The sequence below is a fragment of the Ralstonia nicotianae genome (assembly GCF_018243235.1).
Classification (GTDB): domain Bacteria; phylum Pseudomonadota; class Gammaproteobacteria; order Burkholderiales; family Burkholderiaceae; genus Ralstonia; species Ralstonia nicotianae.
The window spans coordinates 1542044-1568336 of record NZ_CP046674.1 but is presented as its reverse complement, the minus strand read 5'-3'; the positions used below and the strand labels follow the sequence as shown (position 1 = coordinate 1568336).

At 68.6% G+C, this 26293-nt stretch carries 24 protein-coding genes, 1 tRNA gene and 1 pseudogene; 14 read left to right on the top strand and 12 right to left on the bottom strand.

What is annotated here, in order from left to right; genetic code table 11:
- From GO999_RS07260 to GO999_RS07225, 9 genes and pseudogenes are all read right to left on the bottom strand, one after another.
- Entirely contained in the window at positions 1-1284 is a 1284-nt protein-coding gene (locus GO999_RS07260; RefSeq protein ID WP_064477802.1) for a hypothetical protein, read from the bottom strand.
- Positions 1281-3155 carry a hemagglutinin gene (locus GO999_RS07255; RefSeq protein WP_231675924.1) on the bottom strand — a complete coding sequence of 625 codons (1875 nt, stop codon included), beginning with the start codon at positions 3153-3155 and terminating at the stop codon, positions 1281-1283. The genes GO999_RS07260 and GO999_RS07255 overlap by 4 nt, the downstream gene beginning before the upstream one ends.
- Before the next feature lie 247 nt (positions 3156-3402).
- Positions 3403-3564 (bottom strand): hypothetical protein, encoded by a 162-nt coding sequence (locus GO999_RS07250; RefSeq protein ID WP_211906702.1) that lies wholly within the window; start codon positions 3562-3564, stop codon positions 3403-3405.
- A gap of 349 nt (positions 3565-3913) precedes the next feature.
- Positions 3914-4342 (bottom strand): tyrosine-type recombinase/integrase, encoded by a 429-nt coding sequence (locus GO999_RS24640; protein ID WP_408004888.1) that lies wholly within the window; start codon positions 4340-4342, stop codon positions 3914-3916.
- A pseudogene (locus GO999_RS24635) lies at positions 4328-4732 on the bottom strand (tyrosine-type recombinase/integrase); the annotation flags it as partial. The gene GO999_RS24640 and the pseudogene GO999_RS24635, both read right to left, overlap by 15 nt.
- A 163-nt stretch (positions 4733-4895) precedes the next feature.
- Positions 4896-4970, bottom strand: a tRNA-Val gene (locus GO999_RS07240).
- A gap of 68 nt (positions 4971-5038) precedes the next feature.
- Entirely contained in the window at positions 5039-5767 is a 729-nt protein-coding gene (dnaQ, locus tag GO999_RS07235) for a DNA polymerase III subunit epsilon (RefSeq protein WP_028853056.1), read from the bottom strand.
- Between the two features lie 17 nt (positions 5768-5784).
- Positions 5785-6651 (bottom strand): formyltetrahydrofolate deformylase, encoded by an 867-nt coding sequence (purU, locus tag GO999_RS07230; RefSeq protein WP_011001810.1) that lies wholly within the window; start codon positions 6649-6651, stop codon positions 5785-5787.
- 7 nt (positions 6652-6658) lie between these two features.
- Complete coding sequence (locus GO999_RS07225; protein WP_211906769.1) at positions 6659-7462, bottom strand: NUDIX hydrolase; 804 nt, start codon at positions 7460-7462, stop codon at positions 6659-6661.
- Between the two features lie 135 nt (positions 7463-7597).
- On the opposite strand from GO999_RS07225, the gene GO999_RS07220 reads away from it, so the two are divergent.
- Complete coding sequence (locus tag GO999_RS07220; protein ID WP_011001812.1) at positions 7598-7990, top strand: hypothetical protein; 393 nt, start codon at positions 7598-7600, stop codon at positions 7988-7990.
- An 8-nt stretch (positions 7991-7998) separates the two neighbouring features.
- Here the strand turns inward: GO999_RS07220 and GO999_RS07215 are convergent, their stop codons facing one another.
- Positions 7999-8538 carry a hypothetical protein gene (locus tag GO999_RS07215; protein ID WP_011001813.1) on the bottom strand — a complete coding sequence of 180 codons (540 nt, stop codon included), beginning with the start codon at positions 8536-8538 and terminating at the stop codon, positions 7999-8001.
- Positions 8539-8817: 279 nt separating this feature from the next.
- Here GO999_RS07215 and lpxO point away from each other — a divergent pair, with 279 nt between their 5' ends.
- The 12 genes from lpxO (at position 8818) to GO999_RS07155 (ending at position 22678) form a co-directional block, all read left to right on the top strand.
- The gene (lpxO, locus tag GO999_RS07210; protein WP_011001814.1) at positions 8818-9720 is read left to right on the top strand and encodes a lipid A hydroxylase LpxO; all 903 of its coding nucleotides are present in this window, start codon (positions 8818-8820) and stop codon (positions 9718-9720) included.
- Positions 9721-10024: 304 nt separating this feature from the next.
- Positions 10025-10627 carry a BPSL1445 family SYLF domain-containing lipoprotein gene (locus tag GO999_RS07205; protein ID WP_011001815.1) on the top strand — a complete coding sequence of 201 codons (603 nt, stop codon included), beginning with the start codon at positions 10025-10027 and terminating at the stop codon, positions 10625-10627.
- 231 nt (positions 10628-10858) lie between these two features.
- Complete coding sequence (locus tag GO999_RS07200; protein WP_011001816.1) at positions 10859-12010, top strand: ABC transporter substrate-binding protein; 1152 nt, start codon at positions 10859-10861, stop codon at positions 12008-12010.
- Positions 12011-12164: 154 nt separating this feature from the next.
- On the top strand, positions 12165-13139 hold the full coding sequence (locus GO999_RS07195) for a LysR family transcriptional regulator (RefSeq protein WP_211906700.1): 975 nt from the start codon (positions 12165-12167) through the stop codon (positions 13137-13139).
- Positions 13136-14650 carry a flavin-containing monooxygenase gene (locus GO999_RS07190; protein ID WP_211906699.1) on the top strand — a complete coding sequence of 505 codons (1515 nt, stop codon included), beginning with the start codon at positions 13136-13138 and terminating at the stop codon, positions 14648-14650. The genes GO999_RS07195 and GO999_RS07190 overlap by 4 nt, the downstream gene beginning before the upstream one ends.
- Entirely contained in the window at positions 14647-15633 is a 987-nt protein-coding gene (locus GO999_RS07185; protein WP_016727003.1) for an ABC transporter permease, read from the top strand. The genes GO999_RS07190 and GO999_RS07185 overlap by 4 nt, the downstream gene beginning before the upstream one ends.
- The gene (locus GO999_RS07180) at positions 15630-16565 is read left to right on the top strand and encodes an ABC transporter permease (protein ID WP_011001820.1); all 936 of its coding nucleotides are present in this window, start codon (positions 15630-15632) and stop codon (positions 16563-16565) included. Before GO999_RS07185 ends, GO999_RS07180 begins: the two co-directional genes overlap by 4 nt.
- Positions 16562-17560, top strand: coding sequence for an ABC transporter ATP-binding protein (locus GO999_RS07175; RefSeq protein ID WP_011001821.1), 999 nt, complete (start codon positions 16562-16564; stop codon positions 17558-17560). The genes GO999_RS07180 and GO999_RS07175 overlap by 4 nt, the downstream gene beginning before the upstream one ends.
- Positions 17557-18558, top strand: a complete 1002-nt coding sequence (locus GO999_RS07170) for an ABC transporter ATP-binding protein (RefSeq protein ID WP_019718631.1) — start codon at positions 17557-17559, stop codon at positions 18556-18558. The genes GO999_RS07175 and GO999_RS07170 overlap by 4 nt, the downstream gene beginning before the upstream one ends.
- A gap of 37 nt (positions 18559-18595) precedes the next feature.
- Positions 18596-20173 (top strand): ABC transporter substrate-binding protein, encoded by a 1578-nt coding sequence (locus GO999_RS07165; protein WP_058907227.1) that lies wholly within the window; start codon positions 18596-18598, stop codon positions 20171-20173.
- A gap of 7 nt (positions 20174-20180) precedes the next feature.
- Positions 20181-22088, top strand: a complete 1908-nt coding sequence (locus tag GO999_RS07160; RefSeq protein ID WP_211906698.1) for an acyl-CoA thioester hydrolase/BAAT C-terminal domain-containing protein — start codon at positions 20181-20183, stop codon at positions 22086-22088.
- Entirely contained in the window at positions 22085-22678 is a 594-nt protein-coding gene (locus tag GO999_RS07155; RefSeq protein WP_011001825.1) for a peroxidase-related enzyme, read from the top strand. Before GO999_RS07160 ends, GO999_RS07155 begins: the two co-directional genes overlap by 4 nt.
- A 48-nt stretch (positions 22679-22726) precedes the next feature.
- Here the strand turns inward: GO999_RS07155 and GO999_RS07150 are convergent, their stop codons facing one another.
- Together GO999_RS07150 and GO999_RS07145 are read right to left on the bottom strand one after the other, a co-directional pair.
- Positions 22727-25024: a xanthine dehydrogenase family protein molybdopterin-binding subunit gene (locus GO999_RS07150; protein ID WP_071895456.1), complete on the bottom strand. Its 2298-nt coding sequence runs from the start codon at positions 25022-25024 to the stop codon at positions 22727-22729.
- Positions 25021-25488, bottom strand: a complete 468-nt coding sequence (locus tag GO999_RS07145; protein WP_021155875.1) for a (2Fe-2S)-binding protein — start codon at positions 25486-25488, stop codon at positions 25021-25023. The genes GO999_RS07150 and GO999_RS07145 overlap by 4 nt, the downstream gene beginning before the upstream one ends.
- A 471-nt stretch (positions 25489-25959) precedes the next feature.
- On the opposite strand from GO999_RS07145, the gene GO999_RS07140 reads away from it, so the two are divergent.
- Positions 25960-26277 (top strand): DUF7696 family protein, encoded by a 318-nt coding sequence (locus GO999_RS07140; RefSeq protein WP_211906697.1) that lies wholly within the window; start codon positions 25960-25962, stop codon positions 26275-26277.
- Positions 26278-26293: the final 16 nt, after the last annotated feature.

Here is a 26293-nt window from a genome sequence, read left to right as displayed (position 1 = left end):
TCAGCGCCTCCGGTGCGCGAGTGCGGCCGAACGCCAGGCGGCGCCCAGGTCCGCCGGTGCGTCCCGCGCGGATTCTGGCTCGGCGTGGTGCTCGTCCAGGCGGCGATCGCCGTAGAGCATCGTCACGTTGATCCGGTGGCTCAGGTAGTCCGGCCGGAAGCAGACCGCCTCGGTGCCGTGAAAGAGGTCGGAGTTGAAGAGGATCGCACGGTTCTGGCGGTAGGGAATGCGGATGGCCCGGGGCCGATGCAGCGCCATCAGTTCACGGATCAGGTCCGGCCGCTCGTTGTATTGCCGGAAGCCCCAGGAGAGCGGCGCCTCGAGGTCGTACACGACCATGCCGCCCGAGTCCGGATCAAGGTTCGCCGCCTCCGGCGTGATCCAGAAATTGACGTTGATGGCCGCAAAATCGGCGTGAACCGTGGAGTCGCCCGGCAGGACTTCGGTGTTCTTGAACGCCCAGAGCTGCCGCAAGGGGTGGCGCTCGCCGATGAGCAGCGGAAAGGCGTCGCGAATCTCCTCGGCAATCTGCAGCACCAGCGGTGCGTTGAAGCCGGTGAAGAACAGCGTGCTCAACCGGCCGTGGGCATAGCGGTTGCCGGCCCAGATCGTGGAGTCCTGGCAGAAGCGGAGCAGGCCCCGGAGGGCCTCGTCCGTCAGGAAATCGTCGATGACCACCACGTTGGGGCGGTGTTCCAGGTAGCGGCGCTGGACCTGCCCCGGGTGCCACGATGGCGAGAGCGCGCGCGCGACCCGCGGCGCATCGGCAACGTGAACCAGCCGCCCGAAGGCGCGCCCGACCGTACGCTCGTCCTCGTCGGTCAGCGGTGCCCGGGCGATGCCCAGACCGGACAGCCTTGCCAGCGCGGCCTTGTAGTCCGCGATGATCGAGTCCAGTGGGGCATCGATGCCCCGGCGGCGCAAGTGCTCGAACTGATCGATGTCGTGGCGCAGCTTGCCCACCGACAGGCGCGCGTTGGCAATCGGGCGTGTACGGCCGCCCAGCCACGCCGGGTGCCACGCGCTGCCCCGCTCGAGTCCCGTCAGGATCGTCGCCAGATCGCCGGCGAAGCCGAGGGCTGCCTGCTCCATGGCCGCGACGACCTCATCGCCGAGCCACTGCTGGCCGTCCGGCTCTTCGTCCAGCACAGCCAGGCAGAGCGCTGCGGCTTCCTGTGTCCGGCCGCGGCGGACCAGCTCCAGCACCCGACGTCGCCGCGGCTCGCCCGCGTCGGCGCCGAGCGCGGCGGCGGATCCTGCGAGGGCGACCGCTGCAAGGCTCATCCGACCTCCAGACCGCTGGCGGCCAAGGCGCCCTGCTGCCGCAGGGCAACGGCGTACTGAACCAGCGGACCCAGGGCCGTCGCCACATGGGCAGGCAACTGCACGCCCCAGATGCCGCCGAAGATCGCGCCGGGCGTGACCTCGGTTCCGCCGCCAGGGCTGACATTCGTACCCGTACCACCGCCAGGACTGATGTTCGTGCCCGTGCCGCCGCCGGGGCTCATGTCGGTCCCCTCGGCGCTCCGGACGAGCTCGCCCAGGAAAAGCTGGGCGCGGCGCAGCGAGGCGGTCAGCGTCTCGGCCCAGTTCGAGGCGCCGGGGCTCATCTCGGTGCCGCCGCCCGGGCTACGTTCGGTGCCGCCGCCGGGACTCATCTCCGTTCCGTCGGACCTCGCCCTCAGCAGGGCATTGGAGAACCGCGCCGCGATCTCGATCTCCGCGGCCAGCCGCGCCGACAGCCGAGCGCCGGGGCTCATTTCCGTCGCCGTCGCGGCGCCCGGACTCATTTCCGTGGCGGTGACACCCGGGCTCATCTCGGTGCCATCCTCGGCGCGCACCAGGAGCTGGCTCAGGCGCTGAGCGCTCAGCACGGCACGGGCGAGCCCTTCGGCCAGCCGCAGCGCGCCGGGGCTCATCTCGGTCCCGCCGGGGCTCTGTTCCGTGCCGCCTCCGGGGCTCATCTCCGTGCCCGCCTCCATGCGGGAAATCTCCGAGCTGAAGCGGGCCGCGCTGGTCAGCTCGGCCGCCAGGCGCTCGGCGATGCCGAGGTTCGCGATACCAGGGCTGATCTCCGTGGCGGTGATGCCGGGACTCATATCGGTTGCCGTTCCCGGCGACATCTCCGTCCCCTCGGCCGCACGCAAGAGCTCCACGCCGAACAGCTCGGCGCGACGCAGCACGGCGGTCAGGGCCTCGAGGCCTTTCTCGGCGCCGGGACTCTTTTCGGTACCGATGCCGGGGCTCTGCTCCGTCGCGCCGCCCGGACTCATCTCGGTACCTTCGGCCGCGACGATGGAAGCGGCCAGGCGCGCCGCGACCCCGACCTCGGCGACCAGCCGCTCCGAGAGCCGCGCCGCTCCGGGAGACATCTCGGTGGCCGTGCCCGGGCTCATCTCGGTTCCATCGTGGGCGCGCAGAAGCAGCTCGCCGAAACGCACCGCCCGCTGGGTTGCGGCGTTCAGCGCCTGTGCCAGACGCTGAACGCCGGGACTCATCTCGGTGCCGCCCCCCGGGCTCTGCTCCGTACCGCCACCGGGGCTCATTTCCGTACCGGCCGCCGCCGCCAGCCGCTGAAGCTCAGCGGCGAAACGCGCAGCGTTGGCGACCTCCGCGGCGACCCGCCCGACCAGGCTGGCCGCGCCGAGGCTGTGCTCCGTAGCCGGGCCGCCCGGACTCATCTCCGTGGCGGTGACGCCGGGGCTCATCTCCGTGCCCGATGCGCTGAATCCCCCGCGGCTCATCGCCGCCAGCACAGCACGAAAGAAATCGGCCTGCAGCTCGAAATGCCCTTCGCCCACTGCCGCGCCGCGCACGAGCGCCAGGGCTACCAGCGGATCGCGCGAGGCAGCGACCGCGCCGGCGAACTCCCGGGCGAACACGTGCCGGCTGGGGACCCGACCACCGAGCCGGCGAGCGTAGTCGCCAATCCAGCGGCGCAGATGCGGGCTGGAGAACACCGAGAAGATCAGCTGGCTGGCGGCATCCGCCTTCTGCCCCACCTCCCGACCGGGCGCCACGTAATCGCAGTAGACCTGAATGGGGTCGGTCGCGAACTGCTCCCTCAGGAGATAGTCGGCCGACATGGCCCGCAGCATCGCATGGGTACGCCACGCCGCCCTGGCATCCGTGAGTGTATGAGTTGCAGTGCTCATATGTCCTCCTGGGATTGGGGGCCTGGTCACGCATCGGCTTCCTTCTCCACCAGCGATCGGGTGAAGTGCGGGAGTGTGCGTTTCACCCGGAAACCCTTATATCCAGGGGTTTCCGGCCAACGTGCTCATAAGCTAGACAAAAGCCATGTATAAAGCAAGGCCATTCACCCGCATTAGCAATTCCGCCGATAATACCCGCCATTTTGCTTATTTGAACGATCTTTACGATCTCCATCCTTTTATTTAATCAAATCCAGTGATCGCAACGCACCACCGCTTCGTGCCGCCTTTTCCAAGTTGGCGCGAAATTAGCACCACTCACATCTAAAGTGAAACCACATTTCTTGATCTTTTCCATCCACAAAATAGAATCACCTTTTCCCATCCCATGAATTTCAATATCACTCATCCTGATCAGATCGCCTGCAATTGCGCAGCATTCTCGCTTGCCGCAGCCTGAGCAATGCGCATGGGTCCGCAATGGCCCCGGCTTCGGCCGATTCGATGCGCTTGTATTCGGGCAGCTGTCACGCTGTTGCGCACACTGGCGACCACGTGCAAATTGGCGTCACGTCCACCGGTGGTTTTCGACTGTTACCCGTAATCGGGCCCGGCGGCAATCCGGACCAGCGCAGCGTGCGTTTTCTAGACCGAGATCTTATTGATGGGTTGCGCATTGATGGATGTCGTGTCGGCTTCTGCGCTGCGTGCGTGGGGATTCCCGATGGGCATGCCGGCAAATCCTGAACAGCGCCCGCTTAGCGCCCGTTTGAAAATTCCCTGCAAGGGTGATGTAAAGGCGGGATGTCGAAAAAAAGAACATCGAGAACGCGAGGCGAAGCTGGCCGGGCGTGAAACACCTGTTTGCCGATGGCGCATACGACCGTACAACGCTGATTCGGACCGCAGCGCGTGCTATACGACTTTTTCACGGCGTCCGCACTGACGGGGAACACTTGGCCCGAAATGTGTCGAGGAAGCCCGGCCAGCATGGACGCTGCTCGGGTGGACAGCGGCACCTCACGGGCATCACCATTTTTCGTGTCGTGGAGTCTTACAAAGCGGTCCTGTAATTCGACGTCCTGCCAACGAAGCGCCAAGAACTCGCTGCGCCGCATACGGATGACAGCAAAGCTATTATCGCGGCCGGTCTTCGTTCTGGTCGGGAACAACAATACCGGGAACACGTCGTTCTCCAAGCGGGCCAACACCTTCTTGGCATTGCTCTCGGACCAGCCCGGCGCGTACTTGGCGTGCCACTCACGGGCTACCGCCTCGAAGCTGTTTGCCGCCCGCTCAACCGTGGCCACCTTCTGGACCCTGCGTTCAACCGAGGGATCAACGCCATCAGCCAGCAGCCGCTTTGCATCCTCGCGCCTGTCTCGCGCCTCCTTCAGGCCGACTTCGGGATACACCCCAAGGGACAACCGCTTTTCCTTGCCGGCGAAGCGGTACTTCAACCGCCACCACTTGCCCCCAGAGGGCGAGACCTCAATGTATAAGCCACCGCCGTCGAACAGCCTGACTGGCTTTTCAGATGGCTTGGCATTGCGGATTGCGGTATCGGTGAGAGGCATGGGGGCAACTCTCCGTGAAGGATGAGCACTTGCCCCCAAAGTTGCCCCCACTTGCCCCCGGCTGTCAATGCACCTTATAGGACATTTCAGGAAAGAAAAAACCCGCGAAGCCTTGAGCTATCGCGGGTTTTTGGACTTCGACGGAGCTCGTCGGAAGTGAATTTGGTGGGTGGTACAGGGATTGAACCTGTGACCCCTGCCGTGTGAAGGCAGTGCTCTACCGCTGAGCTAACCACCCGTGTGCGGTGAAAACGTGATTATGGCAAAAGGCAGGGACCGTGTAAAGCCCCTGCTGCATTTTTTTCATCAGCCAGCCTGCGGCGCGGCCTCCGGAGCTTCCCGGAGCCAGACCGTCTTGCCGCCGCTGGCCTTGTCGATCTCCTTGAGCACGGTCGCGTGCGCCGCGGCTTCCGCTTCGGTTGCCAGCAGGATCGGCAGCTCCAGGCCGCTCAGGTCGATCACGGCGGCCTCGGCGGCGGCCGTCTCGCCGCTCTCCAACATGTCGATCACCAGCGTGTTCTGGCCGCGCGTCATGGCCAGATAGACTTCGGCCAGCAGTTCCGCGTCCAGCAAGGCGCCGTGCAGCGTACGGTGGGCGTTGCTCACGCCGAGGCGGTCGCACAGCGCGTCCAGCGAGTTGCGCTTGCCGGGGAACATCCGGCGCGCATCGAGCAGCGTGTCGATGTGGCCGGCCAGATGCTCGCGGAACAGCGGCAGCCCCAACCGCTTGAACTCCATGTCGAGGAAGCCCAGGTCGAACGCGGCGTTATGGATGATCGCCTCGGCGCCCTGCACGTAGTCCCGGATCTCGTCGACGACCTCGGCGAACTTGGGCTTGTCGGCGACGAACTCGTTGGTAATGCCGTGCACCGCCATGGCGCCGGCGTCGATCTCGCGCTCGGGGTTGAGGTAGAAATGCAGGTTGCGGCCGGTCAGCCGCCGGTTGACCAGCTCCACGCAGCCGATTTCGATCACGCGGTCGCCGGTGGCGGCATTCAGGCCGGTGGTTTCGGTATCGAGGACGATCTGTCGCATCGCGCGCTCCGTGTCGGTTACTTGAAGACGACGGTCTTGTGGCCGTTCAGCAGGATTCGGTGCTCGGCGTGCCACTTCACGGCGCGGGCCAGCGCCACGCACTCCACGTCGCGGCCCACGGCGGTGAGCTGCTCGGGGTCCATGCTGTGGTCCACCCGCTCGATCTCCTGCTCGATGATGGGGCCCTCGTCCAGTTCGGCCGTGACATAGTGCGCCGTCGCGCCGATCAGCTTCACGCCCCGCTCGTGCGCCTGGTAGTAGGGCTTGGCGCCCTTGAAGCTCGGCAGGAACGAGTGGTGGATGTTGATGGCGCGGCCTTCGAGCTGGCGGCACAGGTCGTCCGACAGGATCTGCATGTAGCGCGCGAGCACGACCAGGTCGATCCGCTGCTCTTCGATGATTTCCCGGATGCGCGCTTCCTGCTGGGCCTTCTGCGCATCGGTGCCCTTGAGCAGCGGCAGATGCAGGAACGGCACGTCGTAGGAAGCAGCCAGTTGGTAAAAATCGCGGTGGTTGGAGACGATGGCCGCGATCTCGATCGGCAACTGGCCTGCGCGCGCGCGGAACAGCAGATCGTTCAGGCAATGGCCGATCTTCGAGACCAGGATCATCACGCGCGGCTTGACCGCGGCATCGAACATGCCCCACTGCATCGAGAAGCGCTCGCCGATGGGCGCGAAGCGCTCGCGCAGCGCCTGCAGGTCCAGCGGCTGGCCCTGCGGCACGAAATGCACCCGCATGAAGAAGCGGCCCGTGAACTCGTCGCCGAACTGGTCGGAGTCGAGGATGTTGCAGCCCTGCTCGAACAGCAGGCCGGACACGGCGTGGACGATGCCGGGCTGGTCCGGACAGGACAGCGTGAGAATGAAACCGGAGTGACTCATCAAGCGTTTATCGATTGTTGTCGGGCGCGAAGCGCTGCGGCACAAGGCGCTGCAGGGCATCGAGGGTGACGAGCGTGGCATCCACCGTCATCGCGCAGTCCGCCATGATATCAAGGGCCGTGTCGACGTTCGCGCGCAGGTGGCCGACGACCTCGCCGTCCTGGTTGACGGGCAGGAAGTCCGCCGGCAGCGTCAGGTCGAAGACGAACAGGGTTTCGTTCTGGATACCCTCCGGCACAGCGCGCAGCACGTCGAGCGTGCCGCGCTCCACCAGCCCAGCGACCAGACCGGCGCGGATGCCGGCCTCTTCCCAGCATTCCTTCTCGAGCGCGCTGCGCGCATCGAAGCCGTGGCCGATGCCGCCGGCGACGAGGCTGTCCCACATGCCGGGGTCGATCGGCTTGGACTCGGCCCGCCGAGCCAGCCACAGCGTGGCCTCGGATACGTCGATGATGCCGTTCATGTGCGCGGCATAGGTGCGGATGCCGAAAAAACGCGCGGCGGCGCGCTCGATCAAGGCCAGCGGCGGCGTGCCCCAGCCGGTATCGACGATGAAGCGCTCGTCGCGCCAGCCGCGGATGTGTCCTTCGTCCGCCAGGCGCGCGATCACCTCCTCCAGCGCGGCCGTGCGTGCGGCGGCGGTATCCAGCGTATCGCACAGGCCGACCCGATCTGCGCCGACCTCGAACCACTGCGGCCAGCGCGCCAGCAGCGCGGCACGCTCGGCGTCAAGCCAGCCCACCGCCTGCCCGGCGACGATCCAGGGCCGCAACGTGAGCGCATCGAAGCGGTTTCGAGCCGCCAGCCCCATGGCAACCCGTTGCACGCGGGGATCGGTCACTGCGGCACCCCACCGCTGTCTACGCCGCTGGAGCTTTCCGTGCCACGCGCGTCGCGCGATAATGCGCCGTTATCTAAAGCCGCCATCAGAACCGGAGAGTAAAGGATGGATGAAATCGACGAGCTGTCGGATCTGCCGACCCCACGCTTCATCTGGGGATTCGCCATTGCCGTCACACCGTCCGGCGAGGTGTCGCACGACGAGTTCGAATACCTGACGCATACCCGCGCGCCGCGCTTCACCTGCCGCGTGGTCGAACTGGAGGATATGCCCGCCGAGCCGGAAGAGGACGGCGACATCGATGGTCGCATCGTCCATTTCGACAACCCCAAGAGGATGTTCTATATCACCGACCTGGGTCTGGCACTGATGAATTTCACGCTGTTCGACAGGGTCGACAGCAAGGCCAAGCTGAAGAAGGCCTGCGACGATGCCATCGCCGACTGGCTGACGCGCCGCGATTTCCTCGATTCGGAGCCTGAAGACGACGAAGAATGAACGGCGTCTCAGGCTTCGCCTGCGTCGTCCTCGAAACGCAGGTCGGCCATGCGGATGTCGTCGTATGAGCGCCCTGCGTCCAGCAGGGCCAGCACCCGTGCCCGCACCCGGCCCTTCTGCGCCCGCAGCGCGGGGGCCGACAGCGCCGGATTCTGGGTGGTGTGGTGCAGGTACAGCATCTTGTAGGTGAGCTGGCTCACCATCCACTGCTGCTGCACGCGACGGCGCGCGGCCTGGTCGGCCTCGAGCGCCTCGATCTGCTCCAGCAGCGCCGCGAACGCACGCGCCACGCTGGCCGAGGATACGGCCTCCCCGCGCATATGCCGCTTGGCCAGGGTCTGCGCCTCGTGGAACGGCATGCCCTCCGTCTCGACGAAGCGCTCGACGTTCTGGTTGAGCAGCGGCAATTGCCGCGTCACCTGGGCCGACACCGCGCTCAGCGTCTCCTGCGCACGGCGGATGGACTCCTCCAACATTTCATTACGGCCTTGCAACATACCGATCGTTGACATCTCGTGGGACGGATCGGCCGGCTTGTTGGCGTCCATGGTCTTTCTCCGGGGGGCGCCCGACACAAGAACGACGCCAGGCGAAGAAAGCGAATTGTAAAGCCCCTCGGGCCTCGTGGAAACAGACGGTTACATCTGTGGAGCTTTCTTCCCCTTTATTTTTCGCTGATAAAACCTCAATAAAATCTCAACAAAATAAGCCACCTGTAACAGGTTGCCCTGGATCAACGCCGCGTCACCACGCACCGGGTAAAATAGCGGTCCGCGCGCAATCGTTGCGCCCATCGCTGACCGCCCAAGCGCGGCAAGGAACTCGCCTTGATCAAATGGATTCTCGTGGCCCTGTACCTGGGCTCCATCCTGTACGTACACTTTCGTGGCAAGGTGCGCCTGAAATTCTGGCGCCAGATGCTGGACCACTCCGCCGTGGTGGCTCCGGTCAACTGCTTCATGTACGCCTTCTCGGGCGTGCCGCAGACGCCGTACGTGCCGGTCGACCACTTCCCCGACCTGCAGAAGCTGCAGGCTGCCTGGCCGCAGATCCGCGACGAGGCACTCGCCCTGACCAACCTGCGCAAGATCAAGGCTGCGGAAAAGAACGACGACGCCGGCTTCAACTCCTTCTTCAAGAATGGCTGGAAGCGCTTCTACCTGAAGTGGTATGAAGCCAACCACCCGTCCGCCGAGCAGCTGTGCCCGAAGACGGTGGCCCTGCTGCGCGAGCTGCCGAGCGTGAAGGCGGCCATGTTTGCCGAGCTGCCGCCGGGCGGCAAGCTCAACCCGCACCGCGATCCGTTCGCGGGCTCACTGCGCTACCACCTGGGCCTGGCCACGCCCAACGACGACCGCTGCTTCATCGAGGTCGACGGCCAGCGCCACAGCTGGCGCGATGGTCAAGGCGTGGTGTTCGACGAGACCTACCTGCACTGGGCACAGAACACCAGCGACAAGGACCGCCTGATCCTCTTCTGCGACATCGAGCGCCCGATGAAGTACGGCTGGGCACAGCGCGTCAACAAGTGGCTCGGCCGCAAGGTGATGACGGCCGCCAGCTCGCCCAACGATGAAGGCGACCAAACCGGCGGCATCAACAAGCTGTTCCGCTATGTCTGGCTGATGGGCCAATACCGCCGCCGCTTCAAGGCATGGAACCGCAAGGTCTACTACGTGGTGAAGTTCGGACTGATCATCGGCGGGGTGGCGCTGATCATCTGGATCTGACCGCCGCTCGCCGCGCAGGAAAGACAGGAAGACCGGCTTCGGCCGGTTTTTTCCATTGCGCGCGCAAAACAAGCGCGTGATGCCGGCCCGGCTTGCGCTGGCGCAGGCCGGCGCGAAAAAGCGCTACCGGGGGCACAAATCTCGTCTAATGTCAGGAACTAGGCGCATGGCCACGGCGTCTCGTATGGCGGGCACACCGCTTGCTGCCGGGTAAATGACACCCGTTACCGATGGCATGGCATCCGCCGCTGGCTGTCATCGCGTGGCCGCGTCGCCCCCTTTCACCACAGAGAGACCGATCGCCATGGACAAGAAGCTTCTCAGCCGTCGTACCGCCGCCACCCTCGCCGCTGCCGCGCTGCTGGGCACACAGATCGCGGCCTGCACGACCACCAGCCCGAGCGCGCAGGGCTCGGACGTGATGACGTCCACCAACAAGCACGCCACCACCAACTCGCAAGCGGACTCCACGCTGTCGCGCCTGTACAGCACCGCCGACGGCTCGCGCGAGCTGGTCTCGCGCGCCAAGGGCGTGCTGGTGTTCCCGTCGGTGCTCAATGCCGGCTTTGTGATCGGGGGGCAGTACGGCGAAGGCGTACTGCGCAGCGGCAGCCGTCCGCTGGGTTACTACAACATCGCCTCCGCTTCGATCGGCTTCCAGGCCGGCGCCCAGTCGCGAGCGCTCATCATCCTGTTCATGACGGACGAGGCGCTGAACAAATTCCGCGCCAGCCAGGGCTGGACCGCCGGCGTCGACGCCACCGTGGCGCTCGCCAAGATTGGCGCCAATGGCGCGGTGGATACCAACACGGCCCAGCAACCGGTGATCGGCTTCGTGCTGACCAATGCGGGCCTGATGGCCGGGGCCTCGGTCGAGGGCACGAAGATCACCAAGCTGAACGAGTGAGCGGCGCGGCTGCCATCACACGAACCGCCGTCCTGTACGGCGGTTTTTTTTGCCCGGATGCGTCCCGGAATCCCCCCGCTACACCGGGAGTGTTCACGTTTTGCGACACAGGTGAATTTTCTTGAGAATGGTCGAGACTTCACTCCGGTTCTCCGTTAGGATGCGGCGCCGCACCATTCAAGTGCGCCAATTCCGTTTTGATAAAACATTCACTTAGTAAAAGGGGGGGACATGACGGGGCATAAATCCGTCCTGCGCAACCGCATCGCTTGCGCACTGTCCATGAGCCTGGCACTGGTCTGCGGCCAAGTGCTGGCAGAACCGGGTATCACCGACACCAAAATCCTGATCGGCCAGACCGCCGGCTTCACCGGACCGGCCGGCGAGCAGGTCAAAGAGATGACGCGCGGCGCCCAGCTGTATCTCGACGCGGTGAACCGTGCCGGCGGCGTCTACGGCCGCAGGATCGAACTGATCTCGGAAGACGACGGCTTCGATGCCAATGTCTCGAAGCAGCGCGCGCACACGTTGCTCACCGACAAGCAGGTCTTCGCGCTGTTCCTGTCGCGCGGCACGCCCAATACCGAGGCCATCATGAGCGAGGCGCACGCGGTCGGCGCACCCATGGTGGCGCCGTCGACGGGGGCATCGATCTTCTTCGACCGGCCCGATCCGCTGGTGTTCGTGGTGCGCGCCAAGTACCAGACCGAGATCGCCGAGCTGGTCCACCATTTCGAGACACTGGGCCTGAAACGCCTGGCGCTGGTGAACGTCAACGACTCGTTCGGCAAGGACACCGAGGCCGGATTCACGACGGCCACGCAACATCTGCCGCCCAGCACACACCAGATCGTCACCGTCGACCGGCTGAAGCCGAACATCGAGACAGCGACCGCGGAGATCGGGAAATTCGCGCCCAATGCCGTGATCCTGGCCTGCGCGGGCACCACCGCGCAAGCACTGGCCGAAGCGCTCACCAAGCACGGCACCGTGTCGCAGATGGCAACGCTGTCGAACAATTCGAGCACGGCCTTCGCGCGATCGCTGGGGAACATGGCGCGCGGCATGATGGTAACGCAGGTGATGCCGTCGCCGGTGCGCGCGACCTCGCCGATCGGCCGTGAGCTGACCGCCAGCGCCAAGGCTGCCGGCGTGATGCCGTCCTACGGCATGATGGAAGGTTATGCCTCCGCCAAGCTGCTGGTCGAAGGGCTCAAGCGCGCCGGCAAGGCGCCGACTCGCGCCAGCTTCGTGGCCGGGCTGGAAGCCGCCGGCACGATCGACCTGGGCGGCCTGGACATCCGCAACGGCCGCAACAACCACAAGGGTTCGAGCTTTGTGGAAATCACGGTGATCGGTCCGCACGGCACGTTCATCAAATAAGTGCGTCTCGCGCGCGGCGAGGCTTCATCCGGGGGCATAGGGGTTGCCCCCGGAAATCACATGAGCACATAAGAAAATACTATTTGGAATCCACATACTGCCTCTACCAGAATGCACCGACTCTATGCATTGATGGGAATCAAGCAGGTAGTAGATGGAACTCCGACAACTCGAAGCCTTTGCCGCCGTCATGTCGACGGGCAGCGTCACCGCAGCGGGCAAGCTGCTGGGCCGCTCCCAACCGGCCATCAGCCGGCTCATCCAGGACCTGGAAGCGGAGATCGGCTATGCGCTGTTCACCCGCTCGGGGCCGCGCGTATCGCCCACCGAGCAGGGCTTCCTGCTCTATGAGGACGTCGAACACACCCTGATCAGCCTGCGCCAGATCCGCACGCGCGCCGAGGAAATCGCGCGCGGCGAGGCGCGGCCGCTGCGCCTGGCTGCCACCTCGGCGCTGGCGGCCGGGCTGCTGCCGGCGGCCCTGGCCGATGATGCCGAACTCGGCCGGCATATCCAGATCCGCAGCGCATCGCCCGAGCAGGTGGTGCATGCGGTGCTGACCGGCGCGGCCGACCTGGGCGTCAGCAGCCTGCCGCTGGAGCACCGCGGGGTGACCGTGCACTGGATCGGCGAAGCCGCCTGCGTGGCCGCCGTGCAGGCGGGCGATCCGCTGGCCGCCGGCGACCGTGTAGCGCTGGCCGACTGCGGCGGGCGCCGCATCATCACCATGCACAACCCGTATCGGCTGCGGCGCCGGCTGGACTTTGCCCTGGCGCAGGCCGGTGTCACGCCCGCCGAGCTGATCGAGACCAATGCGTCGCTCAATGCCCTGACCACCGTGCGCGCGGGCCTGGGCGTGGCGCTGCTGGAACCCGTCACGGCCTACGGCGTGCCGATCGAGGGCGTGACGGTGCGCCCGATCGATGTGAGCATCCCCTTCTTCTTCGGCGTGATCACGCCCGAGGCGCGCCGGCCGTCGCCGGCTGTGACCGCGCTGATCGACGCCCTGTCCCGGGCCGCGCAGCGCCTGCTGCCCGATTGCAAGCTGCATGACCCGGCCCGCCACGCCAGCATGCTGCAGGTGCTGTACGGCGAACCGCTCAACGAAACCGAAGGCGCGTCCGCATGACCGCGGGCCCGCAAGCACACGGCCACGCGCCGCAGGCCGCCGGACTGGCGGCGCTGGAAGCCCGCCTGCGCCAGGATCTCGCCTGGCTCGAACTGCCCGCCAAACCCTGGACACTGCCGCACGCGCTGGACGGGCAGCCCGTGCTGGACGTCGCCATCATCGGCGGGGGCATGGCGGGCCTGGCCGCGGCAACGGCGCTCAAGCATCTCGGCATCGGCGCGGTGGTGTTCGACCGCGCGCCCGAAGGCTACGAAGGCCCGTGGGCGACCACCGCCCGCATGGAAACGCTGCGCTCGCCCAAGCAGCTGACCGGCCCCGCGCTGGGCCTGCCCGCGCTGACGTTCCGGGCCTGGTTCGAGGCGCAATTCGGCGCCGATGCATGGGAGACGCTCGACAAGATCCCACGCCTGCAATGGATGGACTACCTGCGCTGGTACCGCCGCGTGCTGCAGCTGGAGGTCCGCAACGCGCATCACGTCAGGACCGTGCAGCCGCGCGCCGACGGTGCGGTCGAGCTGACCCTCGACACGCCGGACACAGCCGGGCAGCGCGTGCTGGCGCGCCGCGTGGTGCTGGCCACCGGCCGTGACGGCCTGGGCGGCCCGGCCGTGCCGGCGTTCGCGCACCGCCTGCCGCGCCGCTGGTGGACGCATTCGTCCGATGCGATGGACTACGGCGCGCTGGCGGGCAAACGGGTGGGCGTGATCGGCGCGGGCGCGTCGGCCATGGATTCGGCCGCCACCGCGCTGGAAGCCGGCGCCGCGAGCGTCGATCTGCTGATCCGCCGCCCCGACCTGCCCCGCATCAACAAGGGCAAGGGCGCGGGCAGCCCGGGGCTGGTCCATGGCCACCAGCATCTGCCGGACGCCTGGAAATGGCGCATCCGCCATTACATCAATGCCGAGCAGGTGCCGCCGCCGCGCGGCAGCACGCTGCGCGTGTCGCGGCACCCGAACGCGCGCTTCAACCTCGGCTGCCCCGTGCTGGGCGTGGACGAGCACAACGGTGCCCTGCACGTGACGACGCCCAAGGGCGTGTTTCGCCTCGACTTCCTGATCTTTTCGACGGGCTTTCGCCTCGATTGGGCGGCGCGCCCCGAGTTCAGCGCGCTCGCGCCACACATGCGCCTCTGGCGCGATCGCTACACGCCCCGCCCCGGCGAGGAAGACGCGGAACTGAGCGACTCGCCCGACCTCGGCCCCGCCTTCGAATTGCGCGAGAAGACGCCCGGCCAGCTGCCGGGACTGTCGCGCGTGCATTGCTTCTGCTACCCGGCGTCGCTCACGCACGGCAGCGTCTCGGGCGACATCCCGGCCATCAGCGAAGGCGCGCGCCGGCTGGCGCAGGGCATCGCCGGGCTGCTGTACCAGGAAGACATCGAAGGCCACTACGCCGCGATGCAGGCCTACGCCGAGCCGGAGATCTTCGGCGACGAGTGGACGCCCGCGCCGCCGCCGCAGTCCGAGCCGGCCGCCGCGGCCGCCTCCCCTGCCCGCGAGGCCGCGCGATGACGGGCTGGCTGATCCGCCGTATCGGCCAGGCGCTGCTGGTGGTGCTGGTGATGACGGTGATCGTCTTCGTCGGCCTGCACGCCATCGGCAACCCGGTCGACATCCTGATCGGCCAGGACGTGGACCAGGTCGACCGCGCGCGCATCATCGCCGAGCTGGGCCTGGACAAGCCGCTGTGGCAGCAGTACCTCGCCTTCCTCAACGGCGCGCTGCACGGCAACCTCGGCAAGAGCTTCGTCTACAACGAACCGGCCATCCAGCTGATCCTGCAGCGCCTGCCGGCCACGCTGGAGCTGGCGTTCGCGGCGCTGATCATCGCGGTGGCGATCGGGGTGCCGCTGGGGCTGGTCGCCGGGCTGTATCCGGGCCACCCGGTGTCGCGGCTGCTGATGACGGGCAGCGTGGTGGGCTTTTCGCTGCCGACCTTCTGGGTCGGGCTGATGCTGATCATGGCCTTCAGCGTGAGCCTGGGCTGGCTGCCGGCCAGCGGGCGCGGCGAAACGGCCGGCTTCCTGGGCGTGCAGTGGTCGTGGCTGACGGCCGACGGGCTGCGGCACCTGCTGCTGCCGGCGCTCAACCTGTCGCTGTTCAAGCTGTCGCTGGTGCTGCGGCTGACCTCGGCCGGCGTGCGCGAGGTGCTGCCGCAGGACTTCGTCAAGTTCGCGCGGGCCAAGGGGCTGTCGCCGCTGCGCGTGGTGCTGGCCCACGTGCTGCGCAACACGCTGATCCCGCTGGTGACGGTGCTGGGGCTGGAGCTTGGCTCGACCATCGCCTTCGCGGTGGTGACGGAGAGCATCTTCGCGTGGCCCGGCGCGGGCAAGCTGATCCTGGACAGCATCAATACGCTGGACCGCCCGGTGATCGTCTCCTACCTGATCGTGGTGGTGTGCCTGTTCGTGTCGCTGAACCTGATCGTCGATGTCCTGTATCGCCTGCTCGACCCGCGCGTGCGCGCCGCGGATGGCATGGAGGCCGCGGCATGAGCACGTCCCCGCAGACCGCCGCGCCCGCCCGGGCCGGCGCCGGCCCCGCGCCGCGCAGGCAGTCGCCATGGCGGCGCGTGGCGGCGGATTTCGTGACCTCGAAAACCGCCGTGTTCGGCCTCGCCGTCATCGTGCTGCTGGCAGCGGCGGCGCTGGCGGCGCCGTGGATCACGCCGCAGAACCCCTACGATCTGATGCAGCTGGACGTACTGGACGCGCGCCTGGCGCCGGGCTCGCCCAACGGCGCGGGCACCTTCACGTACTGGCTCGGCACCGACGGCCAGGGGCGCGATCTCTATTCGGGCATGCTCTACGGGCTGCGCATCAGCCTGGGCGTGGGGATCGGCTCGGCCGCCGTGGCAGCGGTGATCGGCACGCTGCTGGGGCTGATCGCGGCCTACGCGGGCGGCAAGGTCGACAGCCTGATCATGCGCACGGTGGACCTGCTGCTGTCGTTCCCGTCGGTGCTGGTGGCGATGATGATCCTCGCCTACCTCGGCAAGAGCATCGCCAACGTGGTGATGACGCTGGTGCTGCTGGAATGGGCGTACTACGCGCGCACCGTGCGCGGCCAGGCGCTGGTCGAGCGCCGCCGCGAATACGTGGAGGCGGCGCGCTCGCTCGCCCTGCCCGGCTGGCGCATCGCGCTCCGGCACATCCTGCCCAACTGCCTGCCGCCGCTGATCGTGGTGGGCACGCTGCAGGTGGCACGCGCGATCACGCTGGAGGCGACGCTGTCGTTCCTGGGCCTGGGCGTGCCGATCACCGAGCCGTCGCTGGGCCTGCTGATTGCCAACGGCTACCAATATATGCTGTCGGGCCAGTACTGGATCAGCGTCTATCCGGGCCTCGCGCTGCTGCTGGCGCTGGTCGCCATCAACCTGGTGGGCGACCGCCTGCGCGAGGTGCTCAACCCGAGGGCGTACCGATGAGCGCCGCCGACCCGACGCTGCAGGTGCGCAACCTGCGTACCCATTTCTTCACGCGCGACGGCGTGCTGCCGGCGGTGGACGACGTGTCGTTCTCGCTCGGGCGCGGGCGCATCCTGGGGCTGGTGGGCGAATCGGGCTCGGGCAAGTCGGTGACGGGCTTTTCCATCATGGGGCTGGTCGATCCGCCCGGCCGCGTGGCGGGCGGCGAGATCCTGTTCCAGGGCCGCGACCTGGTCCGGCTGCCGGCGCGCGAGCTGCGCAGGCTCCAGGGCAACCGCATCGCCATGGTCTTCCAGGACCCGATGATGACGCTCAACCCGGTGCTGCGCATCGAGGCCCAGATGGTCGAGGCTGTGCGCGCGCACAGCGGCATGCGCCACGCTCAGGCCCGCGAGCACGCGCGCGACACGCTGGGCCTGATGGGCATTCCGAGTCCGGACGAGCGGCTGCGCGCGTATCCGCATCAGCTCTCGGGCGGCATGCGCCAGCGCGTGGCGATCGCCATCGCGATGCTGCATCGCCCCGACCTGATCATTGCCGACGAGCCGACCACGGCGCTGGACGTGACCATCCAGGCGCAGATCCTGTCGGAGGTGCAGAAGCTGGCGCGCCAGCACGGCACCGCGCTGATCTGGATCACGCACGACCTGTCCGTCGTCGCCGGCCTCGCCGACGAGGTGGCGGTGATGTACGCCGGCCGCATCGTCGAGCATGGCCCGGTGGATGCCGTGCTCGACGCGCCCCTGCATCCGTACACCCGGGGCCTGATCGACAGCCTGCCCAGCGAGAACCGGCGCGGCCGGCGCCTGCGGCAGATCCCGGGCATGACACCCAGCCTGCTGGCGCTGCCGCCCGGCTGTGCCTTCGCGGCGCGCTGCCCGCGCGCCACCGAGGCCTGCGGCGTACGCCCGGAGATCACACAGCACAGCACCGGCCGCCTCGTGCGCTGCGTCCACCCCGACACGTTGTCTGCCGCCGCGCGGGAGGTCGCATGACCACGCCGCTGGTGGAACTCAAGCAGGTCGGCAAGCGCTTCGGCGAGCGCAGGATCGGCCCGGGTGGCCGTGTGCTGCAGCGCCTGGGCCTGGCGCAGCCGCCCGCTGTCGTACGCGCCGTCGATGGCATCGACCTGGCGATCCGGCCGGGCGAAGTGGTCGGCCTGGTCGGCGAGTCGGGCTGCGGCAAGTCGACGCTCGGCCGCATCGCGGCGGGGCTGATGCCGCCGTCCGACGGCGAGGTGCGCGTCGACGGCAAGGCGCTCGTCGGCCTGCCCGCCGACGAAGCGCGCGCGGCCCGCCTGAAGATCCAGATGATCTTCCAGGACCCGTACGCCAGCCTCAACCCGCGCCTGCGCGTGGAAGACATCGTCGGTGAGGCGGCGCGCGTGCACGGCCTGACCGACCGCGCCGGCTTTGCCGACTACGTGGCCGCGCAGTTGCGGCGCGCCGGCCTCGACCCGGCCCTGCGCGACCGCTATCCGCACCAGTTCAGCGGCGGCCAGCGGCAGCGCATCGGCATCGCCCGCGCGCTGGCGGTGCAGCCGTCGATGCTGGTGTGCGACGAGGCGGTGGCGGCGCTGGACGTGTCGATCCAGGCGCAGATCCTGAACCTGTTCATGGACCTGCGCGAGCAGCTGAACCTGACCTATCTCTTCATCAGCCACGACCTTGGCGTGGTGGAGCACCTGTCGGACCGCGTGGTCATCATGTACCTGGGCCGCGTGGTGGAATCGGCCAGCGCGCAAGAGGTGTTCAGCCGCCCCAACCATCCGTACACGCAGACGCTGCTGGCGGAGATTCCGCGCCTGTCTGCCCGGCACAAGACCTTCACCGCCCTCCAGGGCGAGATGCCGAGCCCGCTGAACCCGCCGTCCGGCTGCCATTTCCACCCGCGCTGTCCGCACGCCATGCCGCGCTGCACGACCGAAGCGCCGACGCTGCGCGGCATTGCCGTCAACCATGTCAGCGCGTGCCACCTGAACGACGGCCGCTAAGCCGCACCCACCCAGAACATCAACAACAGGACCGAACGTGAAACGCCTCCTTGCCTCTTCGCTGGCCGTTGCCCTGCTGGCCGCCGCCGCACTCCCGGGCCCTGCCGGCGCCCAGACGCTCAGCATCGGCTTTGCCGATCCGCTGTCGTCGCTCGACCCGCAGCTCAACAACCACGCCGGCGACCGCTCGGTCGACGTGCACTTCTGGGACCTGCTGGTCGAGAACAAGTGGAACCGGCTGCAGCCCGGCCTGGCGCTGGCGTGGAAGCCGCTGGACCCGAAGACGTGGGAGTTCAAGCTGCGCCCCGGCGTGAAATGGCAGGACGGCAAGCCCTTCACCGCCGACGACGTCATCTTCTCGTACCAGCGCGCGCGCAGCGTGCCGGGCAGCGTGGCGACCTTCGCGGGCTACCTGCGCACGGTCGAGTCGGTCAGCGCCAAGGACCCGCTCACGCTCATCGTCAAGACCACGATCCCCAACCCCGACCTGCCGCTGAACCTGGCCTCGGTGCACATCGTCAGCAAGCACATCGGCGAGAAGTCGAACACCGAGGACTACAACGCCGGCCGCGCCGTGGTCGGCACCGGTCCGTTCAAGTTCGTCGCGTACACACCGGGCGAGCGCGTGGTGATGGCGCGCAACGATGCCTACTGGGGCGGCAAATCGCCGTGGGAGAAGGTCAACTACCGCTACATCAACAACGCCGCCGCGCGCACCGCCAACCTGCTGTCGGGCGAGGTGGACGTGATCGACAAGGTCTCGGTGGCCGACCTCGCGCGGCTGCGCCAGTCGCCCGGCGTCAAGGTGTACGCCTACCCCGGCCTGCGCGTGATGCTGCTGCAGCCGAGCTTCCGCCAGGGCCCGAACGAATACCTCACCGGCAACGACGGCAAGCCGCTGCCGAACAACCCGCTGCTGGACGTGCGCGTGCGCCGCGCGCTGTCGCTGGCAATCGACCGCAGGGCCATCGTCGACCGCATCCTGCAGGGCGCCGCCACGGTCGCCAACCAGTGGATGCCGGCCGACACCTTCGGCTACAACCCCGAGGTGAAGGACATTGCCTACGACCCGGCGCAGGCCAGGAAGCTGCTGGCCGAGGCCGGCTTTGCGCAGGGCTTCAACCTGGTGATGCACGTGCCGAACGACCGCTACCCGCAGGGCCCGGAAACGGCGCAGGCGGTGGCGCAGTTCTGGACGCGCATCGGCGTGAAAGCCAAGGTGGAAGTGGTGCCGTGGTCGGTCTATGCCAGCCGCGCCAACAAGAACGACTATGCGATGAGCATGCTGGCCTGGGGCAACGGCACCGGCGAGGCCAGCTACGCGCTGGTCAACGTGCTGGCCACGGTCGATGCCAAGAAGGGCCTGGGCGCCTCCAACTGGGGCCACTACAGCAACCAGGCGGTGGACCATGCGCTGGACGCCTCCACCGAGGAGTTCAACACCGAGAAGCGCGCCGCCATCCTGCGCCACTCGGTCAAGCTGGTCTCGGACGACGTGGGTGTGCTGCCGCTGTACCACTACCAGAACGTCTGGGCCGCGAAGAAGGGCCTGAAGGTGACGCCGATGACCAGCGACCGCACCGCGGCCATGATGGTCACGCAGGACGGCAAGTAAGCGCGCCGTGGCCGCTTCGCCCGCCTTTGCGCTCAGCGTCGCACCGGCCGACGACCTGATCGACGTGCCGCGCCGCATCGTCGTGACGGGGCTGGTGCCCGGCGCGCAGGTCGATCTCGCCACACGGACGCTGCGCGGGCATGCGGTGCCGTGGTGCAGCCGCGCCGCCTTCATCGCCGATGCCGACGGCACCGTCGATCTGTCGCGCGATGCGCCCGTCTGCGGCGACTACACCGGCGTCGACCCGATGGGCCTGGTCTGGAGCCAGCGCCCCGAGGGCGGCACATCGCGCGAGGTCTTCGCGAGCGCCGCCACCGAGCCGCTGACCACGACGCTGACGGCCACCGCGCACGGCACGCCGGCCTGCGCGCGCTTCGTGCAGCGGCTGGCCGCGCCGGGCCTGACGCGCCACGACGTCCGCGACGACGGCCTGGTCGGGACGCTGTACCTGCCGGACCCGCACGCCCACCCCGGCCCGCGGCCGGCGGTGATGGTGCTCAACGGCTCCGGCGGTGGCATCAACGAACCGCGCGCGGCGCTGTATGCCTCGCACGGATACGCTGCCTTCGCGCTGGCGTATTTCAAGGCGCCGGGGCTGTCGGACTACATCTCAAACACTCCGCTCGAATACTTCGAGCGCGGCCTCGCCTGGCTGCGCCGGCGCGTGCGGCCGCTGCACGATTTCGTGGCGGTGAGCGGCCAGTCGCGCGGCGGCGAGCTGGCGTTGCTGCTCGGGGCGACGTTTCCCGCAGCCGTCTCGGCGGTGATCGGCTACGTGCCGGGTGCCGTGGTGCACAGTGCGCAGAATGCCGCCGATCCGGCCATCGGGCGCGAAGGCCCGACTTGGCTGTATCGCGGCCGGCCGCTGCCGCATCTGTGGGAAGGCAACCGCACCGCGACCTGGGCCCCGTTCGACGAAGGCGAGCCGCCGCACCGGCACGAACGCGCGATCCGCACGGCGCTGCGGGATGCGCAGGCGGTCGAGCGCGCCCGCATCCGCGTCGAGCAGACGCGCGGGCCGGTGCTGCTGCTGTCGGCCACCGACGACGGTTCGTGGCCATCGAGCGACTACGCACGCATGGCGGCTGCCCGGCTGGCCGAGGCGCGCCACCCGTACCCGGTCGTCCACCACGACTTCGCCGGCGCCGGCCACGCCATCGTCTTCCCCTATGTGCCGACCACGCAGCTGGTCCATGCACACCCGGTCTCTGGCCGCATCAGCACCGGCGGCGGTGAACCGCGCGCCAATGCTCGGGCTGACCTGCAATCCTGGGCCGCCGTGCGCCGCTTCCTGGCCGAGGCTGTGGCCGCGCGCAGCCGCCCCGTTTCCGCATCACGGAGTCTCTCAACCATGGCATCCACTCCCGTCAACGATGTCGTCGATCGGGCCGCCGGCCTGGACGACGGCAGCGCCGCCCACACGCTGCGCCATGCGCGCGACAAGGTCGCCGTCGCCACGCAGGGCAGCCATGACGCCCTGTTCGACGCAGCCCTGCCCGGCCTGACGCCGGGCGAACGCCTGCTGGTCGCCCTGTACGCCTGCCGCCTGACGCCCGCCCCCGAACTGGGCGCGCACTACCGTGCCCGGCTGGCCGAAACGCCGGTCGATGCGGCGGCCCTGCAGGCGGTCGAGCAGGGCGATCCGGCCACGCTGGCCGACGCCCGCCTGCGCGCCATCCTCGCCTTCGCGCGCACGCTGATCGAACGCCCGATCGACGGCGACCGCGACGCGCTGCTGCGCCTGCCCGCCGCCGGCCTGGCCACGCCCGACGTGGTGACGCTGTCGCAGCTGATCGCCTTCCTGTCGTACCAGACGCGGCTGGTGGCCGGCCTGCGCGCCCTGCGCGAGGCCAGCCAGGCCCATCCGGCCCACCAGACCGGCCAACCCGCCGCCTCCACGGAGACCGCAGCATGACCGAGCCCCTGCGCGCCCACGGCTTCACCAACGCAACCCTGGAATGGAAAGCCTGGCTGGACGTGGTCGACCTCGACCGCGCCACGCCCGGGCAGATCGCCGTGCTGGAAGAGAGCCACCCGAAGGCCAAGACGTCGGACTACTACCGCTTTCTGGTGCACCAGCCGGAGATCCTGCGCCAGCGCTCGGCGGCCTTCAACGCCATCATGTATGCGCCCGGCGGGCTGTCGCGCGCGGAGCGCGAACTGGCCAGCACCGTGGTCTCGCGCGTCAACGGCTGCGTCTACTGCGCCGCCGTCCATGCGCAGCGCTTCGAGCAGCTCGCCAAGCGCAACGACGTCATCCGGCAGGTCTTCGAAGACCCGCACACGGCCGGCACCAATGCGCGCGAACGGGCCATCGCCCGGTTCTCGATCGACCTCACGCTGCGCCCCGGCGACGTGCGCGCCGAAGACCTGCAGCCGCTCCAGGCCGCCGGCCTGACCGATGCCGAGATCCTCGACCTGATCCACGCCGTCGCCATCTTCGCGTGGGCAAACCGGCTGATGCTGAACCTGGGCGAGCCGGTGTTCCCGGACGAAGCTGCGTAGCGCCCGCGCCGATCGCTGTCCGGCGGTCGGCCCCGGGGCGCCGCTCCATCACGCCATCGGCAGTTGCCGCACCGGCTTGCCGGTGAGCTGCGCCACGGCGTGCGCCACCGCCGGCGCGATCGGCGGCACGGCGATCTCGCCCACCCCGCCGGGCTCGGCCGCGCTGGGCACGAGATGGGTTTCGATGACCGGCGTGTCGGCCATCCCTAGCACGGGGTAATCGGAATAGTTGGACTGCACGACCTGCCCGTCCTTGACCTGGATCTGCCCATGGAGGGCCGCCCCCAGGCCGAAGATGACCGCGCTCTCCACCTGCCGCGCGACGATGCCCGGATTGACGACCGTGCCGCAGTCCACCGCGCACACCACGCGATGGACACGGGGCTTGCCGTCCTTGAGCGAGACCTCCGCCACCTGCGCCACCACCGAGCCGAAGCAGCCGTGCAGCGCCAGCCCGCGCGCCCGCGGCGCCCCATCGGCGGCCGGCGCCAGCGGCTGGCCCCAGCCCGCCGCCCGCGCCGCCGTGTCGAGCACCGTGCGCTCGCGCGGATGTGCCTCGAGCAGGTCGCGCCGCATCGCGAGCGGATCCAGCCCGGCCGCCGCCGCCACCTCGTTGAGAAAGCCTTCCAGGAAGAACGCCGTGTAGGAGTGGCCGACGCTGCGCCAGAATCCCACCGGCACCGGCAGGTCGACCGCCAGGTGGGCGATGTGCTCGTGCGCGATCTCGTACGGCAGGTCGAACAGCCCCTCCGCCGTATAGCGGTCGATGCCGAGCGACGGCGCGCCGAACAGCCGGCCGAGCTCGCCGGCCAGGATGGATTGGCCGGCGCTGCGCGAGGCCAGCGCCGTCACCCGGCCGCGCTCGATGCGCGCCTTCAGCCGGGCGATGGCCTGCGGGCGGTAGAAATCGTGGCGGATGTCGTCTTCGCGGGTCCAGATCACCTGCACCGGCCGGCCTTCGGTCCGGACCGCGATCGCCACCGCCTGGCCGACGAAGTCCGATTCGAGCCGGCGCCCGAAGCCGCCGCCGATCAGCGGCACCTCGATCCGCACCTGCTCGCGGCGCACGCCCGCCGCGCGCGCCGCGACCAGCTGCGCCAGCGTGGCGACCTGCGTCGGCGCCCACAGCTGCACGTGGTCCCGGGTCACCTGCGCCGTGCAGTTGATCGGCTCCATCGCCGCATGCGCGAGATACGGCACGCTGTATTCGGCCTCGACCACGGTCGCGCCGCCCACGTGGTCGAACGCCTGCAGGCCATCGCCCGTCGACCGGTAGGTGAAGCCGCCCCGGTCGCTGTCGAGCGCGGCGGCGATCTGCCGTCGGATGCCGGCGGAATCGAGCGCGGCATGCGGCCCGCTGTCCCACACCGGTTCGAGCTTCGCCACGGCCTGGCGCGCCTGCCAGTAGTGGTCGGCGACGACCGCCACGCCGGGCGCGCCGCCCGCCGCGCCATCGAACGGCACCACGTAGCGCACGCCGGGCATGCCCTGCGCCGCCTTCGCATCGAAGGCCTTGAGCCTGCCGCCGAACACCGGACACATCGCCACCGCCGCGTACAGCAGGCCGGGCGGCCGGACGTCGATGGCAAAGCGCGCGCTGCCGTCGGTCTTGCCCGCCGCATCGCTGCGCGGCGCCGGCTGGCCGACCAGCCGGTATTGCGACGCGGGCTTGAGCGTGACGCTCGCGGGCGGCGCGATGTCGCGCGCGTGCGCCGCCACCTCGCCGAAGCCGGCCTGCCGGCCGCCCGGGCCGATCAGCCGGCCGTCATGCACGCTCACCTGCGCGGCCTGCACGTTCCACGCGCGCGCCGCGGCCTCCACCAGCGTGGCGCGCGCGGTGGCTGCCGCCTCGCGCACCGGTTGCCAGGCATCCGCCACGCTGCTGCTGCCGCCGGTGATGACCAGCCCAATCTCGCGGGCGCTCTTGGCCATGATCCAGTGCAGCGCGCGGGCCCAAGCCTTGCCGGCATCGTCCGGATGCAGCGGCAGCGCACTGTCGACCACGCTGACGACGTTGCCGTAGATGCGCTCGATGGGCGCGCGCTCCACGCGGACCCGCGCGAGCGGAATATCGAGCTCCTCCGCCGTCAGCATCGACAGCGCGGTGTGGATGCCCTGCCCCATCTCCACGCGCGGCATGGCGAGCACGACATCGCCCTGCGGCGTGATCTTGATCCACCCGTTGAGCGCCACCTCGCCGGGCTGCGCGGGAAAGTCCGCCGCGTCGCCCAGGCGGCTGCGCGGCGGCAGCACGCCCCAGCCCACCACCAGCGCCCCGCCAATGCCGAGCGCGCCCAGCAGGAAGCGGCGCCGTCCGCGGCGCGGCGCGGTTGCGTCGGCCGTCATGCGCGGCCCTCCCGCAGCGCCTGCGCGGCACGCTTGATGGCGCTCCGCACGCGCGGATACGTGCCGCAGCGGCACAGGTTGGTGATGGCGGCATCGATGTCGGCGTCGCTGGGGTCGGGCTGCCTGGCCAGCAGGTCCGCCGCGGCCATCAGCATGCCCGACTGGCAATAGCCGCATTGCGGCACCTGCTCGTCGATCCAGGCCTGCTGCAGCGCGTGGCGCTTGCCCGGCGCCTCGGCCAGCCCCTCGATGGTCGTGATGCGCCGGCCGGCCACGGCCGCCACCGGCAGCACGCACGACCGCACGGCCGCGCCGTCCACGTGCACGGTGCAGGCCCCGCAGGCGGCCACGCCACAGCCGAACTTCGTGCCGGTGAGGTTCAGGTGGTCTCGCAGCACCCACAGCAACGGGGTCGCGGGATCGCACTCGACCTTGACCGGCCGGCGATTGACGTCCAGGTCCATGGGCGGTCTCCTCGTCTGTCTTGTTGTGGGCCAAGGCTACGTTCAAACGCACGGCGCCCGCAATAGTGGTTCTATTCGAGTACCCCACCGGGCGGCCGGTGAAACGGTCCGCCGCGATGCGTGTCGGGGAGCATCCAAGCGCATCCGGGCCTCCATCGACAGCCCCTCCGCACACCCCGTGAAACGGGAACACGTTACGTAACACGACACTTCGCCCGGCGTGACATCGGGCCATCGCAGCACCTGCCCGCGCTGCTCCCACCAGTGGAGGCCCCTGCACCGCAAAGGCTTGCGGGGCTTGGTTTTGTGGCGATCCAACCGGGCCGGGCAACCGGCCGCCGCCATGGCTACCAACCGCTGCGCGGCGTTGGCATGGAAGTTGCCCCTACCGCTTCAAACACCAGCGCTCGCCACGCAAACGATGGCAGCCCATTCAACCCAGACAGGGCCTCACATCCCGCAGGAGGCATCATGACTGACCGCAACATCCGAGACGCCGAGATCGTCCGCGCCCTCGACACCGAACTGCTGCGCCGCCGCCAGCAGTTCGAGGGACAGCCCGCCGCGTGGAGCATCCTGTGCGAAGCCGCCCACGTGGCGACCCTGAACGAGCGTGCCCGGATCGCCTTCATCGAGCACGTTGCGGCGGATCGGGGCGCGGACATCGCCTTGCGGCTGCTGCTGAAGGCCGAAGCGATCCGGGAGTCGGTGGTGCGCTCGCTGCAGGCCGCCGAGGGGCTGGACGAGGAGGAAGAGGAACCGGTGGAACGGCTGGCGGTGCTCCACTGACGATGCGGCGATCCGC

Excerpts from the sequence above, each read along its gene's own strand:
- GO999_RS07260 (WP_064477802.1), bottom strand. The coding sequence starts at position 1,284 with ATGAGCCTTGCAGCGGTCGCCCTCGCAGGATCCGCCGCCGCGCTCGGC.
- GO999_RS07255 (WP_231675924.1), bottom strand. The coding sequence starts at position 3,155 with ATGAGCACTGCAACTCATACACTCACGGATGCCAGGGCGGCGTGGCGT.
- GO999_RS07250 (WP_211906702.1), bottom strand. The coding sequence starts at position 3,564 with ATGAGTGATATTGAAATTCATGGGATGGGAAAAGGTGATTCTATTTTG.
- dnaQ (WP_028853056.1), bottom strand. The coding sequence starts at position 5,767 with ATGCGACAGATCGTCCTCGATACCGAAACCACCGGCCTGAATGCCGCC.
- purU (WP_011001810.1), bottom strand. The coding sequence starts at position 6,651 with ATGAGTCACTCCGGTTTCATTCTCACGCTGTCCTGTCCGGACCAGCCC.
- GO999_RS07225 (WP_211906769.1), bottom strand. The coding sequence starts at position 7,462 with ATGGGGCTGGCGGCTCGAAACCGCTTCGATGCGCTCACGTTGCGGCCC.
- GO999_RS07220 (WP_011001812.1), top strand. The coding sequence starts at position 7,598 with ATGGATGAAATCGACGAGCTGTCGGATCTGCCGACCCCACGCTTCATC.
- GO999_RS07215 (WP_011001813.1), bottom strand. The coding sequence starts at position 8,538 with ATGGACGCCAACAAGCCGGCCGATCCGTCCCACGAGATGTCAACGATC.
- GO999_RS07205 (WP_011001815.1), top strand. The coding sequence starts at position 10,025 with ATGGACAAGAAGCTTCTCAGCCGTCGTACCGCCGCCACCCTCGCCGCT.
- GO999_RS07200 (WP_011001816.1), top strand. The coding sequence starts at position 10,859 with ATGACGGGGCATAAATCCGTCCTGCGCAACCGCATCGCTTGCGCACTG.
- GO999_RS07195 (WP_211906700.1), top strand. The coding sequence starts at position 12,165 with ATGGAACTCCGACAACTCGAAGCCTTTGCCGCCGTCATGTCGACGGGC.
- GO999_RS07190 (WP_211906699.1), top strand. The coding sequence starts at position 13,136 with ATGACCGCGGGCCCGCAAGCACACGGCCACGCGCCGCAGGCCGCCGGA.
- GO999_RS07185 (WP_016727003.1), top strand. The coding sequence starts at position 14,647 with ATGACGGGCTGGCTGATCCGCCGTATCGGCCAGGCGCTGCTGGTGGTG.
- GO999_RS07180 (WP_011001820.1), top strand. The coding sequence starts at position 15,630 with ATGAGCACGTCCCCGCAGACCGCCGCGCCCGCCCGGGCCGGCGCCGGC.
- GO999_RS07175 (WP_011001821.1), top strand. The coding sequence starts at position 16,562 with ATGAGCGCCGCCGACCCGACGCTGCAGGTGCGCAACCTGCGTACCCAT.
- GO999_RS07170 (WP_019718631.1), top strand. The coding sequence starts at position 17,557 with ATGACCACGCCGCTGGTGGAACTCAAGCAGGTCGGCAAGCGCTTCGGC.
- GO999_RS07155 (WP_011001825.1), top strand. The coding sequence starts at position 22,085 with ATGACCGAGCCCCTGCGCGCCCACGGCTTCACCAACGCAACCCTGGAA.
- GO999_RS07150 (WP_071895456.1), bottom strand. The coding sequence starts at position 25,024 with ATGACGGCCGACGCAACCGCGCCGCGCCGCGGACGGCGCCGCTTCCTG.
- GO999_RS07145 (WP_021155875.1), bottom strand. The coding sequence starts at position 25,488 with ATGGACCTGGACGTCAATCGCCGGCCGGTCAAGGTCGAGTGCGATCCC.
- GO999_RS07140 (WP_211906697.1), top strand. The coding sequence starts at position 25,960 with ATGACTGACCGCAACATCCGAGACGCCGAGATCGTCCGCGCCCTCGAC.